The sequence below is a fragment of the Streptomyces sp. NPDC018029 genome (genome assembly GCF_044327655.1).
Taxonomy (GTDB): domain Bacteria; phylum Actinomycetota; class Actinomycetes; order Streptomycetales; family Streptomycetaceae; genus Streptomyces.
In genome coordinates this window covers 318,062-332,320 of record NZ_JBIRFV010000011.1, presented here as the reverse complement: position 1 = coordinate 332,320, position 14,259 = coordinate 318,062, and the positions used below count along the sequence as shown (strand labels likewise).

Genomic DNA, 14,259 nt, shown 5'->3' with positions numbered 1-14,259 from the left:
GCCCACCGAGTTTCGGACCGCGAAGGTGGACACACCGAGGCCATGGCCCCGGACGCAGCGATGCCGCCGAACCCCTCAGGGCCCGGCGGCATCCTCTGTGGGGCAGGGGCCTACGCCTGCTGCCAGAGCGCCGGGGTGTTCGGCGGCTCCCAGCCGGGCTGGGCCTGGTGCGGCTGGAGGCAGCGGTACGTCGACCCGCCGTAGGTGACCGTGTCACCCGCCGCGTACACCTTGCCCGCGGCCCACGTGCCGCCCGGCTCGGGGTCGCCCGGGCCCGGGTCGCCGCCGCCGGTGGTCTTCAGCGTCAGGCCGAACTGCTGCAGCAGCGGGTTGATCGGCTGGTGGTACGTCGTGCCGCCGCTGCGGCAGTTGCCCGAGCCGCCCGAAGTGACCCCCTGCGCCTGGCTTCCCGATATGTAGGAGCCGCCCGAGTCGCCGGGCTCCGCGCAGACCGTCGTCCTGGTCACACCGCTGATGGTGCCCTCGGGGTAGGTGACACTGGTGTTGTGCTGCGAGATCGTGCCGCAGTGCCACCCCGTAGTGGAGCCGGACCGGCAGATCGACGCACCCACCGGGGACTGTGTGGAGCCCCCGACGCCGACCCGCTGGCCGCCTTGGCCCTTCACGTACGGGGTGGCGGTCCACTGGGCGTTCGTGGCGACCCAGGCCATGTCCCTGCCGGGGAAGATGGACGCCTGGAACGTGCCCTGGGCCACCTGGTTGTAGCCGGTGGTCGCCGTGCCCGCGCGCCCGCAGTGGCCCGCCGTGGCGAAGCCCTGCTGGGTGCCCTTGGTGATGGAGAAGCCGATGGAGCAGCGGCCGCCCATGTAGTACGGGTCGCCGCCCACGAGGTCGTACAGCGGCCGCGGCCGCTCCGCCGTCCTCGTCGTGCGTACGAGGGAGGGGTCCACGTCCGCGGCGGAGACGAGGGCCTTCGCGGCGCCGGTCTTCACGGCACCCACCACGACGGCGTTGGACCGCACGTCGACGTACCAGACGGGGGCGTCGCGCGTCGCGACCTTCTTCGCCGCGCGGTCCAACCTGGCCTTCGCCGCGTCCAGTTGGGCCAGTGAGTGCTCGACGACGCGGGCCTGCGCGCCCCGGGCCTCGATCACGGGGACGTCGGCGGCGTCCGTGGTGGCCACGGTGAGCTTCGCGGAGGTGGCGCCGTGCACCCAGGCGCCCGCGAAGTCACGGCCGAGCGCGTTCCGCAGACGTCCCGCGTCGGCGCCGGCCTCGGCCTCGTTGACCAGACGGGCTTCGGCCTGCGCCGACGTGAGGCCGAGGTCGCGCTGCATGGCCTTCAAGACTCCGGGAGAGGTCTTGTCGACGGCGGCGCTCTCGGCGGGGGAGAGCGTGGGGGCGGCGGGGGAGGCGGCCGCGGCGCCGGGCAGGCCGGCGAAGACGAGCGCACCGGCCGCGGTGACCGCGGCACAGGCGGCGGCGAGACGTCTGTGAGGGGTGGGGAGCATGCGGGGGACTCCTCGGTGTGCGAGGGATGAGCGGGGATCGCCCACACCGTAGAAGCCTCAACAGCCCGCCAATAGCTGTCACTCGACCCCCGTGTCCGACGTTATGGAAGCGGCACGGACGGCCCCTGGCCTCGGCAGCGGCGGCTCGGCGCGTCACGGCTGCGGCGGCGAAGGGGCCGCGAGCCACGCCGTGTAGCTGTCGCTGCGGGCCGCGGCCTCCGCGTGGGCCGCCCGGGCCAGGGCGAACACCGCCGCCGCCGTGTCGTGGGCCGGGGCCGCGGGGTGCCAGCCGAGCAGATGGCGCCAGTACAGCGGCGCCCCCGACAGCGGCCTCGTCACCAGCCCCGGAGTGGGCGGGAACGTCGCCCGGCACAGCCCCACCGCCCGCCCCACCTGCACCAGATGGACGCAGGACGCGACATCCGTCTCGTACACCCGCGACGGCGTGAACCCCGCCCGCGCGCACGCCGCCGAGAAGCAGTCCGCGAAACAGCCGTCGCCCGGCACGTCCGTCCACGCCTCGTCCGCGAGCTGCGCCAGGTCGATCTCCTGGTGGCCGGCCAGCGGGTGGCCGGTCGGCAGCATGACGAAGACCGGGTCGCGGGCCACCTCGCGCCACACCAGGAGGTCGCTCTGCGGCGGGGCGCTCGCCCCGCACGTGCCGACCAGCGCGAAGTCGAGGCGTCCTGCCGCCGTGCGCGACGCGATCTCCCGCTCCGACCAGGAGGTGTGGGTGGTCACCCGCACCCCCGGATACGCGGCGGCGAGCCGGTCCACCAGCGCGCCGAGCAGCGGCCCGTGGATGCCGCCGAGCCGGAACCCCGCCCCGCCCTCCCAGTCCCGCGCGAACCGCTGCGCCTCCTCCCGCAGCCCGGTCACCGCGGGCAGCACCACCCGGGCCCGCGCCAGCACGAACTCGCCGAGCGCGGTGGCCCGCACCCCGTGCCGCCCCCTCTCGAAGAGCTCACCGCCGAGGGCGCGCTCGATCCGCTTCAGCTGCGCGCTCAGAGCGGGCTGCGCGAGCCCGAGCGCGGTGGCGGCCTTGGTCAGGCTGCCCGCGTCGGCGATCGCCCGGATCGTCTTCAGGTGCCGCAACTCCAGGTCCATAAGCCGAGCTTGGGGTCCCCCGTGGGCCGGGGCAATACTCAGGTACGGACCAGAACTGACCATGTGCCCGTCAGCTGTCGGACACCCTCAGGAGCACCACCGACCGCTCCGCCACCGTCATCGCGTCCCCCGCCCGGTGCACGGTCCCGGGCGCGGCGGCCTGGTCCTCCAGGGACGTGTCCACCACGACCTCGTACGCCTCGGCCCACGGCGGCCCCGGCAGCACGAAGGGCGCCGGCTCCTGCGCCGCGTGCAGGACCGCGAGGAAACTGTCGTCGACGACCGGCGCGCCCCGGGCGTCGCGGCCGGGGATGTCGCGCCCCGACAGATACATGCCGAGCGTCGCCGTCGGCGCGTACCAGTCGGCCTCCGTCATCTCCGTGCCGCCCGCCGTGAACCACGCCAGGTCCCGCAGCCCGTCCGCAGAGTGGGCGCGCCCCGAGAAGAACGACCTGCGCCGCAGCACCGGATGGCGCAGCCGCAGCTCGATCAGCCGCGCCGTCAGCGCGCACAGCTCCCGCCACCCCGGCTCCTCCCTGAGCCCCCAGTCGACCCAGCTGACCTCGTTGTCCTGGCAGTACGCGTTGTTCGAGCCGCGCTGCGTACGCCCCATCTCGTCGCCCGCGACCAGCATCGGCACCCCGGTCGAAAGGAGCAGCGTCGTCATCAGGTTGCGCAGCTGGCGCCGCCGCAGCGCCGTGATGTCCGCGTCGTCCGTCTCGCCCTCGGCGCCGCAGTTCCAGGACCGGTTGTCATCGGAGCCGTCCCGGTTCCCCTCGCCGTTGGCCTCGTTGTGCTTCCTCTCGTACGTCACGAGGTCCCGCAGCGTGAAACCGTCGTGCGCCGTCACGAAGTTCACCGACGCGTACGGCCTGCGCCCGCCCCACGCGTACAGATCGCTCGACCCCGAGAGCCGGTACCCCAGATCGCGTACGTCCGGCAGCGCGCCCCGCCAGAAGTCCCGCACCGCGCCCCGGTAGCGGTCGTTCCACTCCGTCCACAGCGGGGGGAACGCCCCCACCTGATAGCCGCCCGAGCCCACGTCCCACGGCTCGGCGATCAGCTTCACGCGCCGGAGCACCGGGTCCTGCGCGATCACCGCGAGGAACGGCGACAGCATGTCGACGTCGTGGAACGAGCGCGCGAGCGCCGCCGCCAGATCGAAGCGGAAGCCGTCCACGCCCATCTCCGTCACCCAGTACCGCAGCGAGTCCGTGATGAGGCGCAGCACGTGCGGCTGGACGACCTGCAGCGTGTTCCCGCAGCCCGTGTAGTCCGCGTACCGCCGCGCGTCGCCCGGCTGCAGCCGGTAGTAGCCGCGGTTGTCGATGCCCTTCAGGGACAGCATCGGACCGAGCTCGCCCGCCTCCGCCGTGTGGTTGTAGACCACGTCCAGGATCACCTCGATCCCGGCCTCGTGCAGCGCCCGCACCATCCGCTTGAACTCGCCGACCTGCTGACCCGTCGTCCCCGACGCCGCGTACGCCGCGTGCGGGGCGAAGTAGCCGATCGAGTTGTAGCCCCAGTAGTTGCGAAGCCCCCGCCGCAGCAGATGGTCCTCGTGCGCGAACTGGTGCACCGGAAGCAGCTCGACGGCCGTCACCCCGAGACGTACGAGATGGTCGAGCGCGGCGGGGTGCGCGAGGCCCGCGTACGTACCCCGCAGCTCCTGCGGAACCCCAGGGTGCAGCTTCGTGAAGCCGCGCACGTGCAGTTCATAGATGACCGAGTCCGCCCACGGAGTCTTCGGGCGCCGGTCGTCCGCCCACTCGTCGTCCGGCGCGTCGTCGTGCACGACCACGCCCTTCGGGACGTACGGCGCCGAGTCCCTGTCGTCGCGGACCGTGTCCGCCACATGCTGCTGGGGCCAGTCCCGCACATGCCCGTACACCTCGGCGGGCAGCCGGCCGTAGTCGTTGCCCGGGCCGCCGTCCACCGCACGCGCGTACGGATCGAGAAGCAGCTTCGCCGGGTTCCAGCGGGCACCTGTCCAGGGGTCCCAGCGGCCGTGCACGCGGTACCCGTACCGCTGACCGGGGCGTACACCCGGCACGAAACCGTGCCAGATCTCGTGCGTCAGCTCGGTCAGCGGGCAGCGCGTCTCGACGGACCTGCCGCCCTCCGAGTCGAACAGACACAGCTCCACCGCCTCCGCCCCGCCCGCCCACAGCGCGAAGTTGGTGCCCGCGACCCCGTCGGGGCCGACCCGGAAGCGGGCCCCGAGCGGCGTCGGCGCCCCCGGCCACACCGGCCGAGTGGGTGCGGCACGCGGCGTCGCCCGGCTGCTCCCGTTCACCGAGGGGGCGGGCCGCCCGGTCGTGCCGCGCCCCGTCGCCCGCCCCGCCCGCACTGCCTCCTGCACTGCCTCTTGCTCGGCTGCGCTCGACACCTGTCGGCCTCCCGGCGGCTCCGTCGGTCGACGCGCGAAGAAGGGCGTGCGGCGTCCCGGCCGCGGCTCCCCCCGCGTCGTCCCTTCCATGGTTCTGCCCACCGTGCGCGTCGCACTCACGTTTCCCCGGCAGGGGGACGGTCGTTGGGACCCACGTGAGACAGGATGCGAGGCGCGCACGGCGCGCAGGGGCCGTGCTGGCCGCGGTACTGACATGGGCGGGCCTGCTGGCCGGGGCGACGGGCTGCGCCACCGGGGGAGCCGACGGATTCATGGGGAAGCCGCGCTCGCCCGCGGACGCGATCCGGGTGTCACCGGGCGACAACAGCAAGGGGATCAAGCCGGACGAACGCATCGAGGTCACGGTGCCCAGCGGCCGCCTGGAGTCGGTGAAGGTGGTCCGGACGCAGGACGCGCAGAAGTTCGACGTGCCGGGCCGCATCGACGAGGACGGCATGACCTGGCGCCCCCTCGACGACGGCCCGCTCGCGCTCGCCGCCACGTACCAGATCGACGCCGTCGCCCTGGACGGCCACGGCCGCCGCTCCGCCCGGCACACCACCTTCAGGACGTACGTCCCCGACGAGCGCTTCACCGGCTACGTCGCGCCGGAGAACCGCTCCACCGTCGGCACCGGAATGATCGTCTCCCTGGAGTTCAACCGGGAGATCGAGAACCGCGCGGCCGTCCAGCGCGCCATCCAGGTCACCGCGCGGCCGGCCGTCGAGATCCGCCCGCACTGGTTCGGCAAGACCCGCGTGGACTTCCGCCCCGAGAAGTACTGGAAGCCCGGCACCAAGGTCACCGTCGGCCTGCACCTGCGGGACGTCGAGGCCGCCCCCGGTGTCTACGGCCTCCAGGACAAGACCTTCACCTTCACGGTCGGCCGCCACCAGGTGTCCCTCGTCGACGCCCGCGAACACACCATGGAGGTACGCCGCGACGGCGAGCTGCTCTCCACCGTGCCGATCACCGCGGGCGCCCCCAAGACCACCACGTACAACGGAAAGATGGTGGTGACGGAGATGCTGGAGGTGACCCGCATGAACAGCCGCACCGTCGGCTTCGGCGGCGAGTACGACATCCCCGACGTGCCGCACGCCATCCGCCTGACGACCTCCGGCACCTTCCTGCACGGCAACTACTGGGCGCCGGACGCCCCCGGCAACACGAATGTGAGCCACGGCTGCGTCGGCCTGCGCGACGTGAAGGGCGGCAGCTCCAGCACCCCCGCCGGCTGGTTCTTCGACCGGACCCTCATCGGTGACGTCGTCGAGGTGGTCAACAGCGATGACAAGAAAGTCGCTCCCGACAACGGCCTCGGTGGCTGGAACATGGAGTGGAAGGACTGGGTGAAGAACAGCTGATCCCCCGGCCGGTCGCCCAGGTGACCGCCGGGTGACCGGCGGACGACCACCAGGTGATCATGGACCGCCCGCACCCCACGGGCAGTTGGAACGGAACGGTGACATTGGCGGGGAGTCATCGCCCGGAACCGTGTGGTTATCTATCGCTGGCGCGTGTCTGAAACGCGCAGGTGCACTGGGGTGCGGGCCTGGATCCAGGCCGTGCGAGGGGAGACGACATCTTGAACGGGCGACCGATATCGGGGACGTCGGTTGGCGCGCGGCTGCGCGCGCGGCGGCGGGGCGCCAGGGGACTGACGGCGGTGGTGTCGGGGGCGGCACTGCTGTTCGTCGCGGCATGCGGCGGGGGCGGCTCGGACTCGGGCGGCGACGGCAAGGACGAGGCGGACAAGAACGCCCCCTCGGCGGCCGTCGTGACGATAGCCCCGAAGAACGGTGCGAAGGCGGTCGCCACCAGCGGCGCCCTGAAGATAGGCGCCGAAAAGGGCAAGCTCTCCGAGGTCGAGGTCGAGGACAGCAAGGGCAATCCGGTGCCGGGCAAGATAACCGGGGGCGGCACCAGCTGGACGCCCGCGCACCACCTCGCGGCCGCCACGAAGTACAAGGTCCACGCCGTGGCGAAGGACTCCGAGGGCCGCGCCTCCGCCAAGGACACCTCCTTCACGACGCTGACCCCGAAGAACACCTTCATCGGCCAGTTCACTCCGGAGGACGGCTCGAAGGTCGGCGTCGGAATGCCGTTCTCGGTCAACTTCACGCGGGGCATCACCGACCCGGAGGCCGTCGAGAAGGCCATCGAGATCAAGACCGAGCCGTCCGTGCCGGTCGAGGGCCACTGGTTCGGCAACGACCGTCTCGACTTCCGCCCGGAGAAATACTGGAAGCCCGGCACGAAGGTCACCGTCAAGCTCAATCTCGACGGCGTCGAGGGCCGCCCGGGCGTCTACGGCAAGCAGGCCAAGACGCTGAGCTTCACCATCGGCCGCAGCCAGGTCTCCACCGTCGACGCCAAGACGCACCAGATGAAGGTCGTCCGCGACGGCAAGCAGATCAAGAAGATCCCGATCACCGCGGGCGCCCCCGGCACCACCACGTACAACGGCGAAATGGTCATCAGCGAGAAGCTGAAGGTGACCCGGATGAACGGCGAGACCGTCGGCTTCGGCGGCGAGTACGACATCAAGGACGTCCCGCACGCCATGCGCCTGTCGACCTCCGGCACGTTCATCCACGGCAACTACTGGGCGGGCGGCGTCTTCGGCAACACCAACGCCAGCCACGGCTGCATAGGCCTGAGCGACGTGCGCGGCGGCTACAGCAAGAAGACGCCCGCCGGCTGGTTCTTCGAGAACTCGATGATCGGCGACGTCGTCGTCGTGAAGAACTCCGCCGACAAGAAGATCCAGCCGGAGAACGGCTACAACGGCTGGAACATGTCCTGGGAGAAGTGGAAGGCCTAGGCCCCCCGCTCCCGCTGAACACGAGGGCCCGGCGCACTGTGACCAAGTGCACCGGGCCCCTCGGCGTTAACCCCCGCTAACGTGCCTGTCATGACTGCACACCTCGAAGTCGCCGAAGGCGTCGGCACGATCCGGCTCGACCGTCCCCCGATGAACGCCCTGGACATCGCCACCCAGGACCGCCTCAAGGAGCTCGCCGAGGAGGCCGCGCGGCGCGACGACGTACGCGCCGTGGTGATCTACGGCGGCGAGAAGGTCTTCGCGGCGGGCGCGGACATCAAGGAGATGCAGGCCATGGACCACGCGGCCATGGTCGTGCGCTCCGGCGCCCTCCAGGACTCCTTCACCGCCGTGGCCCGCATCCCCAAGCCCGTCGTCGCCGCCGTCACCGGCTACGCGCTGGGCGGCGGCTGCGAGCTGGCACTCTGCGCCGACTTCCGCATCGCCGCCGACAACGCCAAGCTCGGCCAGCCGGAGATCCTCCTCGGCCTCATCCCCGGTGCGGGCGGCACCCAGCGCCTGTCCCGCCTGGTCGGCCCGTCCAAGGCCAAGGACCTCATCTTCACCGGCCGCCACGTGAAGGCGGAGGAGGCGCTCACCATCGGCCTGGTGGACCGCGTCGTACCCGCCGCCGAGGTGTACGAGCAGGCGCACGCCTGGGCCGCGCGCCTCGCGCAGGGCCCGGCCATCGCGCTGCGCGCCGCCAAGGAGTCCATCGACGCGGGCCTGCAGACCGACATCGACACCGGCCTGGCCATCGAACGCACATGGTTCGCGGCCCTGTTCGCCACCGAGGACCGCGAGCGGGGCATGCGGAGCTTCGTCGAGGAGGGCCCGGGCAAGGCCAAGTTCGTCTGAACTCGGCCTCGTCGTCGTTCAGTTGAACGTACGTCAGCGGCGGGGTCCCTCGAAGGAGCGGATTATGGACGGCTTAACGGAGCCTTAACCGCGAACACCCCGAAGCGGTAAGTGATCATGCGTAAGCGGGAAGTCATCGCAGGTCACAGCGGATTCGCAGCCACTTAACTGCCACTGGCATATGACAATCGGTCCCCCCGGAATGGATGGTTCCGGGGGGCTTATTCCGCCGGAACGGCCCCGCGAACCGCTCTGGGCGGCCATGATGGGGGGCATGGCGGGGCTGGAGGGTGACGAACGGCCGCGGCGGCAGGGCAGTGCGACCGCGGCACGCTGGTCGCCGGCGGTAGAGGACGAACACGCGCTGAAGGCGCTCGAGTTGTTCGGTAATCCGACGGATGCGGAGGTCCCGCTGCCGTCGCGCCCGGAGTCCGCCGCCATCGCGCGCCGCCTCGCCCAGGTCGTCGTCCTGCGCCACTGGGGGCTCTCCCCGAAGCTCACCGAGGACGTCGTCCTCCTCGTCTCGGAACTCGTCGGGAACGCCGTGCGGCACACCGGCGCCCGCGTCTTCGGCCTCCGTATGCAGCGGCGGCGCGGCTGGATCCGCGTCGAGGTCCGCGACCCCTCGCGCGGGCTGCCCTGTCTGCTGCCCGTGCACGAGATGGACCTCAGCGGCCGCGGCCTCTTCCTCGTCGACAAGCTCTCCGACCGGTGGGGCGTGGATCTGCTGCCGCGCGGCAAGACGACATGGTTCGAGATGCGGGCCGCCGACCGCTGATACGCGAAAGCCCCCGGTGGCCGTGGTCGGCGTGCTGGGGGCCTTCGTGAAGGGCCGTGGATGTATGGGGTGTGATCCACGACCGCTGATGACGACCTGAGCCCGGGTCAATGGGGGTCGTGTCTCCGACTATGGCAGATGGGCGCCAGCGAGCCAAAAGCCCTTACCGTCATTTATCGGGGCAAACCATGACAGTTTAGAGGTGAATCCTTGGTGAGATGGGACACCTGCCTGGTAAACGCTGGTTAAGCGGACGCTGCGACAGGCGATACGCAAGGCCCGGGGGAGTGCGGCCGGGCGGCGGACCCCCGACCCGTAACAGCCCCAAAGCGGCCAATCAGCATCTTTTCCCCGCTTTCCCCATTAAATGGTCGCGTGATCGAGACCGACCGCCGCAGCGTCCTGCGCGCGGGCACCCGCCTTGCCGCCGTGGGCGCGCTCACCGCCGGGTGCGCCGCGCCCGACCGCCCGCCCGCAGCCGACACCCCCCGCCCGGCCCGCCCCGCCCCGGCCGCCGCCCCCGCACCCCGCCGCCTCCCCGGCCTGCCCGCCCAGATCACCCACGGCCCCCGCACCCGTCCCCGGGTCGCCCTCACCTTCCACGGTCAGGGCGACCCCGCCATCGCGAAGACGCTGCTCGGCCAGGCGGAGGAGGCCGGCGCCAAGGTCACCGTTCTGGCCGTCGGCAGCTGGCTCGACGAGCACCCGAGCCTGGCCCGCCGCATCCTCGACGGCGGCCACGACCTGGGCAACCACACCCTCCGCCACCTGGACATCAACACCATGTCCGAGGCCGACGCCTATGCCGAGATCACCGGCTGCGCGGACCGGCTGCGCCGCCTCACCGGCTCCATCGGCACCTGGTTCCGCCCCTCGCGCACCCGCACGGCGACCCCCCTCGTGGAGCGTCTCGCCCGCCGCGCGGGCTACCCGCACGTCCTGTCGTACGACGTCGACTCCCTCGACTTCACGTCGCCGGGCGCCCCGGCCCTCACCCGCGCGATCGCCGGGGAGGTCCGCGCGGGATCCGTCGTGAGCCTGCACTTCGGGTACGCGGACACGGTCGCCGCGCTGCCCGCCGTCCTGAAAGAACTGGAACGCCGCGGCCTGCGCGCGGTCACGACCACGGAGCTGCTGACCTGATGCCCCACAAGAACGCGACGCCCCAGAGGCACGCGACGCCCCACAAGAAACTGAACCTGACCAAGCGCACCGCGGCCGTGCTCGCCGCCGGCGCCGTGTTCGCCGCCCTCGCGGGCTGCGGCAGCGACAAGCGGTCGGACGAAGCCATCGGTACCGACGGCGTCCGCAAGCCCGCGAAGCCCAAGACCGCCCCCGGGCTCCCCGGCATGCCGCCGGTCCTCGACCCCAAGGACGCCTACGCCGCGGACCGGCCGAACGCCCTCCAGCCCGTCGCCAAGAAGTTCCTGGACCGCGTCTATGTGCCGAACACCGAGTCCAACACGGTGTCGGTCATCGACCCCAAGAAGTACGAGGTCATCGAGACCATCGAGGTCGGCAACCAGCCGCAGCACGTCGTCCCCTCCTGGGACATGAAGACGCTCTGGGTCAACAACGACCTCGGCGACACCCTCACCGCCATCGACCCGGTGACGGGCAGGACGGGCCGCACGGTCGAGGTCTCGGACCCCTACAACCTCTACTTCACGCCGAACGGCAAGTACGCCGTCGTCATGGCCTCCATGGACCGCGAACTCGTCTTCCGCGACCCCGAGACCATGAAACGCGTCAAGACCGTCCCCGTCACCTGCGCCGGCGTCAACCACGCCGACTTCTCCATGGACGGCCGCTACTTCATCGTGTCCTGCGAGTTCTCCGGCGAACTCCTCAAGGTCGACACGGAGAAGATGAAGATCGTCGGCCAGCAGAAGATCCCCTTCAAGGGAGCCATGCCGCAGGACGTGAAGATGTCCCCCGACGGCAAGACCTTCTACATCGCCGACATGATGGCGCACGGCATGTGGGTCCTCGACGGCAAGAAGTTCACGACACCGAAGCTGCTGCGCACCGGCAAGGGCTGCCACGGCCTGTACGTCAGCCGCGACTCCAAGGAGATGTACATCTCCAACCGGGGCGAGGGCACGGTCTCCGTCTTCGACTTCCCGAAGAACAGGCTCACCAAGAAGTGGAAGCTCCCGGACGGCGGCAGCCCCGACATGGGCGGCGTCTCAGCGGACGGCAACACCCTCTGGCTGTCCGGGCGTTACGACTCCGAGGTGTACGCCATCGACACCCGCACCGGAGTCCAGGTGGCCCGCATCCCGGTCGGCGACGGCCCGCACGGGCTCGCGGTCTATCCACAGCCCGGCCGCTACTCGCTCGGCCACACGGGGATCTTCCGTTGAACGATTGATGGTTGACGGTTGGCCGTAGCCGACAACGGGCACCAAACGGGCAGTTCGGAAATCTGCCTTCCCCCCACCCCCTGGAGGCGCCCGTGATCCGTGGCATCGATGTCAGCTCGCACCAGACGACCTTCAGTACGGACGGCCTCTCCTTCGTCATCATAAAGGCGACAGAGGGCCGTTCGTACGTCAACCCGAAGCTCTCCGCCCAGACGAAGCGCGCCCGCGACGCCGGCTGCGTGGTGGGTTACTACCACTTCCTGTGGCCGGGGAACATCAAGGCCCAGGCGGAGTATTTCGTGAGCAAGGCCCCTGAGAAAGCAGGGGACTTGCTGGCGGCGGACTGGGAGTGGACGGGCGACCGCACGCGGGCGACCAACGGGGAGAAGGACCGCTTCATCCGCGAGGTGAAGCGGCTCCGCCCCGACCACCGGGTGCTTCTCTACTGCAACCGCGACTTCTGGCTGAACCACGACACGACGTCCTACGCGGGCGACGGCCTGTGGATAGCCGACTACGTGAGGGCGGGCAAGCCCCGCATCCAGGCGAAGTGGAAGATCCACCAGTACACGTCGTCGCCGATAGACAAGAACGTGGCCGCCTTCGACACCGAGGACGAGCTGCGCGAGTGGGCCATGCCCCAGTAGGGGCAGGCCACGACTCCAGGTAAAGGCAGGCCCTAGGCGCGCCAGTCCGCCCCGCGCTCCGGCGACGCCGCGTCCAGGGCCTTGCGGATCTCGTCCACGCCACCGGTGTTGCCGTACACGGGAGTTCCGGGCTGCTGGCGCCACGACTCGTCCTGGCCGCCGTTGTCGACGGTGTCGAAGCCGAGCTCGTCGATGAGGTCGCGTACGACCTTCTTGGCGGCCTCGTCGTCGCCGGACACCGGCAGCGCGACCCGGCCGGGCGCGCCCTTCGGCAGGGGCTTGTCGAGGATGTCCTGGGCGTACGTGCCGTTGAACGCCTTGATGACGGGGTGGCCGATCTGCCGCTCCGTCCAGCGGCTCTCGGTGAGGCCGTCCTCGATCTCGGCGATCTTCCCGTCGCGCTGCTGCGGGTAGTAGTTGCCGGTGTCGATGACGGCCACGTGCTCGGCCGCGCCGTCGAGGAAGCCGGCGGGCAGATCGGGCACGGCCTTGAGCGGGACCGTCACGACGACGACCTCCGCGCCGAGCGCGGCCTCCTCGACGGTGACGGGCTTCGCCCCGGTCTCGTCGGCGAGAGCGGTCAGGGTGTGCGGGCCGCGGGAGTTCGCGACGGAGACGTCGTGGCCGAGGGCGGTGAGGCGGCGGGTGAGGTTGCCGCCGATGTTGCCCGCGCCGATGATGCCGATCTTCATGACTGCGCCTTCCGGAGATCCACTGTCGTAACGGAGGTAACCTCCGGATAGGCCGGGGTATTCCGCCCGCGGCCACGACTTCCCGACCGCTTCGCCCCCCGCTGCTACCTGCCGAGAGCGCGGAGCACGTCCTGCGTCTGCTTCTCGACGACAGGGACGAGGCCGGCGACGACGTCGGCCCCGTCATTGGTCACGTCGCCGACCGGTACGGGAGAGGAAGGGTTGGACTCCTGCGCCTGGGCGGCGCCGGAGAAGGACAGGGCGGCACCGGTGAGGGCGACCGCGGCTAGTACGCGCTTGGTGTGGGTCATGGCCTGCCAACGATCTCCGTGGTCGCGGGTCACGCGGGGCGATCCACGGCGGCCGGCCGGATCGGTTTCCGTGAGCGGCGGACGGCCTCTAGCCGGCGCGCAGCAGGTCGAGTGTCGACTGGAGTTCCTGCTCGGCCACCAGGGCCGCCCCATCGGCGTCCCCCGACTCGACCGCGCGGACGAGCGCCGCGTGCGCGGCTTCGCCGTGGTTCTGCTCCTCGGCTCGTACGTCGGTGAGTTCGAGCAGGTCGATCAGGCCCTGGCGGAGTGCGGGGGTGAACTCCGCGAAGAGGTCCGTCAGGACGGGGTTGTGCGCCGCCGCCACGACCGCCGCGTGCAGGGCGATGTCGGCGTCCACGAACTCCGGGTCGGCCGCGGCGGCCGCCGCCTTGCGGCCGGCGAGCGCGGCCGACATCGCCGCGATGTCCTCGTCGGTGCGGCGCAGCGCCGCGATCCTGGCCGCCTGCACCTCCATCAGCATCCGCACCTCGTACACGTCCGTGACCGCCGCCCGCCGCAGCCGGGTGGGCCAGTCCGCGACCGGTTCCGTCGCGATCACGAAGACCCCGGCGCCCTGGCGCGGCTGCACGAGACCGGCGCCGGCGAGGGCGCGCAGGGCCTCGCGGAGGGTGGAGCGGCCCACGCCCAGCTCCTTCGCGAGGGTCGTCTCGCCGGGGAGCCTGGTGCCGACGGGCCAGGCGCCGCCGGTGATCTGTGCGCGCAGCCGGGCGGCGGCCTGCTCTACGAGGGGGCTGGGGCGTACGGAGCCGAGCGGCATGGGGGGCCGGGTGCCTTTCTGCGGGCCGGGAGAC

General features: G+C 71.2%; 13 protein-coding genes. 7 read left to right on the top strand and 6 right to left on the bottom strand.

Annotated elements, in window-relative coordinates; genetic code table 11:
- Positions 1-110: 110 nt before the first annotated feature.
- The 3 genes from ACH4D5_RS31540 to glgX form a co-directional block, all read right to left on the bottom strand.
- Positions 111-1,472, bottom strand: coding sequence for a carbohydrate-binding protein (locus ACH4D5_RS31540; RefSeq protein WP_398308979.1), 1,362 nt, complete (start codon positions 1,470-1,472; stop codon positions 111-113).
- Positions 1,473-1,625: 153 nt separating this feature from the next.
- Complete coding sequence (locus ACH4D5_RS31535) at positions 1,626-2,579, bottom strand: LysR substrate-binding domain-containing protein (RefSeq protein WP_398308976.1); 954 nt, start codon at positions 2,577-2,579, stop codon at positions 1,626-1,628.
- 70 nt (positions 2,580-2,649) lie between these two features.
- Positions 2,650-4,968 carry a glycogen debranching protein GlgX gene (gene glgX / locus ACH4D5_RS31530; protein WP_398308973.1) on the bottom strand — a complete coding sequence of 773 codons (2,319 nt, stop codon included), beginning with the start codon at positions 4,966-4,968 and terminating at the stop codon, positions 2,650-2,652.
- A gap of 197 nt (positions 4,969-5,165) precedes the next feature.
- Between glgX and ACH4D5_RS31525 the strand changes: the two genes are divergently transcribed.
- The 7 genes from ACH4D5_RS31525 (at position 5,166) to ACH4D5_RS31495 (ending at position 12,444) form a co-directional block, all read left to right on the top strand.
- Positions 5,166-6,335: an Ig-like domain-containing protein gene (locus ACH4D5_RS31525; protein ID WP_398309045.1), complete on the top strand. Its 1,170-nt coding sequence runs from the start codon at positions 5,166-5,168 to the stop codon at positions 6,333-6,335.
- A 221-nt stretch (positions 6,336-6,556) separates the two neighbouring features.
- Positions 6,557-7,795, top strand: coding sequence for an Ig-like domain-containing protein (locus ACH4D5_RS31520; RefSeq protein WP_398308970.1), 1,239 nt, complete (start codon positions 6,557-6,559; stop codon positions 7,793-7,795).
- Positions 7,796-7,885: 90 nt separating this feature from the next.
- Positions 7,886-8,653 carry an enoyl-CoA hydratase/isomerase family protein gene (locus ACH4D5_RS31515; RefSeq protein ID WP_398308967.1) on the top strand — a complete coding sequence of 256 codons (768 nt, stop codon included), beginning with the start codon at positions 7,886-7,888 and terminating at the stop codon, positions 8,651-8,653.
- 274 nt (positions 8,654-8,927) lie between these two features.
- On the top strand, positions 8,928-9,431 hold the full coding sequence (locus ACH4D5_RS31510; RefSeq protein WP_398308964.1) for an ATP-binding protein: 504 nt from the start codon (positions 8,928-8,930) through the stop codon (positions 9,429-9,431).
- 375 nt (positions 9,432-9,806) lie between these two features.
- Positions 9,807-10,574 carry a polysaccharide deacetylase family protein gene (locus ACH4D5_RS31505; RefSeq protein WP_398308961.1) on the top strand — a complete coding sequence of 256 codons (768 nt, stop codon included), beginning with the start codon at positions 9,807-9,809 and terminating at the stop codon, positions 10,572-10,574.
- A complete protein-coding gene (locus ACH4D5_RS31500; RefSeq protein ID WP_398308958.1) occupies positions 10,574-11,797 on the top strand; it encodes a YncE family protein in 1,224 nt (407 codons plus the stop codon). The genes ACH4D5_RS31505 and ACH4D5_RS31500 overlap by 1 nt, the downstream gene beginning before the upstream one ends.
- Positions 11,798-11,889: 92 nt before the next feature.
- A complete protein-coding gene (locus ACH4D5_RS31495; RefSeq protein ID WP_398308955.1) occupies positions 11,890-12,444 on the top strand; it encodes a glycoside hydrolase family 25 protein in 555 nt (184 codons plus the stop codon).
- 32 nt (positions 12,445-12,476) lie between these two features.
- On the opposite strand, the gene ACH4D5_RS31490 is transcribed toward ACH4D5_RS31495, so the two are convergent.
- The 3 genes from ACH4D5_RS31490 to ACH4D5_RS31480 form a co-directional block, all read right to left on the bottom strand.
- Complete coding sequence (locus ACH4D5_RS31490; protein ID WP_398308952.1) at positions 12,477-13,136, bottom strand: NADPH-dependent F420 reductase; 660 nt, start codon at positions 13,134-13,136, stop codon at positions 12,477-12,479.
- A gap of 104 nt (positions 13,137-13,240) precedes the next feature.
- A complete protein-coding gene (locus tag ACH4D5_RS31485; RefSeq protein WP_398308949.1) occupies positions 13,241-13,447 on the bottom strand; it encodes a hypothetical protein in 207 nt (68 codons plus the stop codon).
- 88 nt (positions 13,448-13,535) lie between these two features.
- A complete protein-coding gene (locus ACH4D5_RS31480; protein WP_398308946.1) occupies positions 13,536-14,225 on the bottom strand; it encodes a FadR/GntR family transcriptional regulator in 690 nt (229 codons plus the stop codon).
- Positions 14,226-14,259 lie beyond the last annotated feature (34 nt).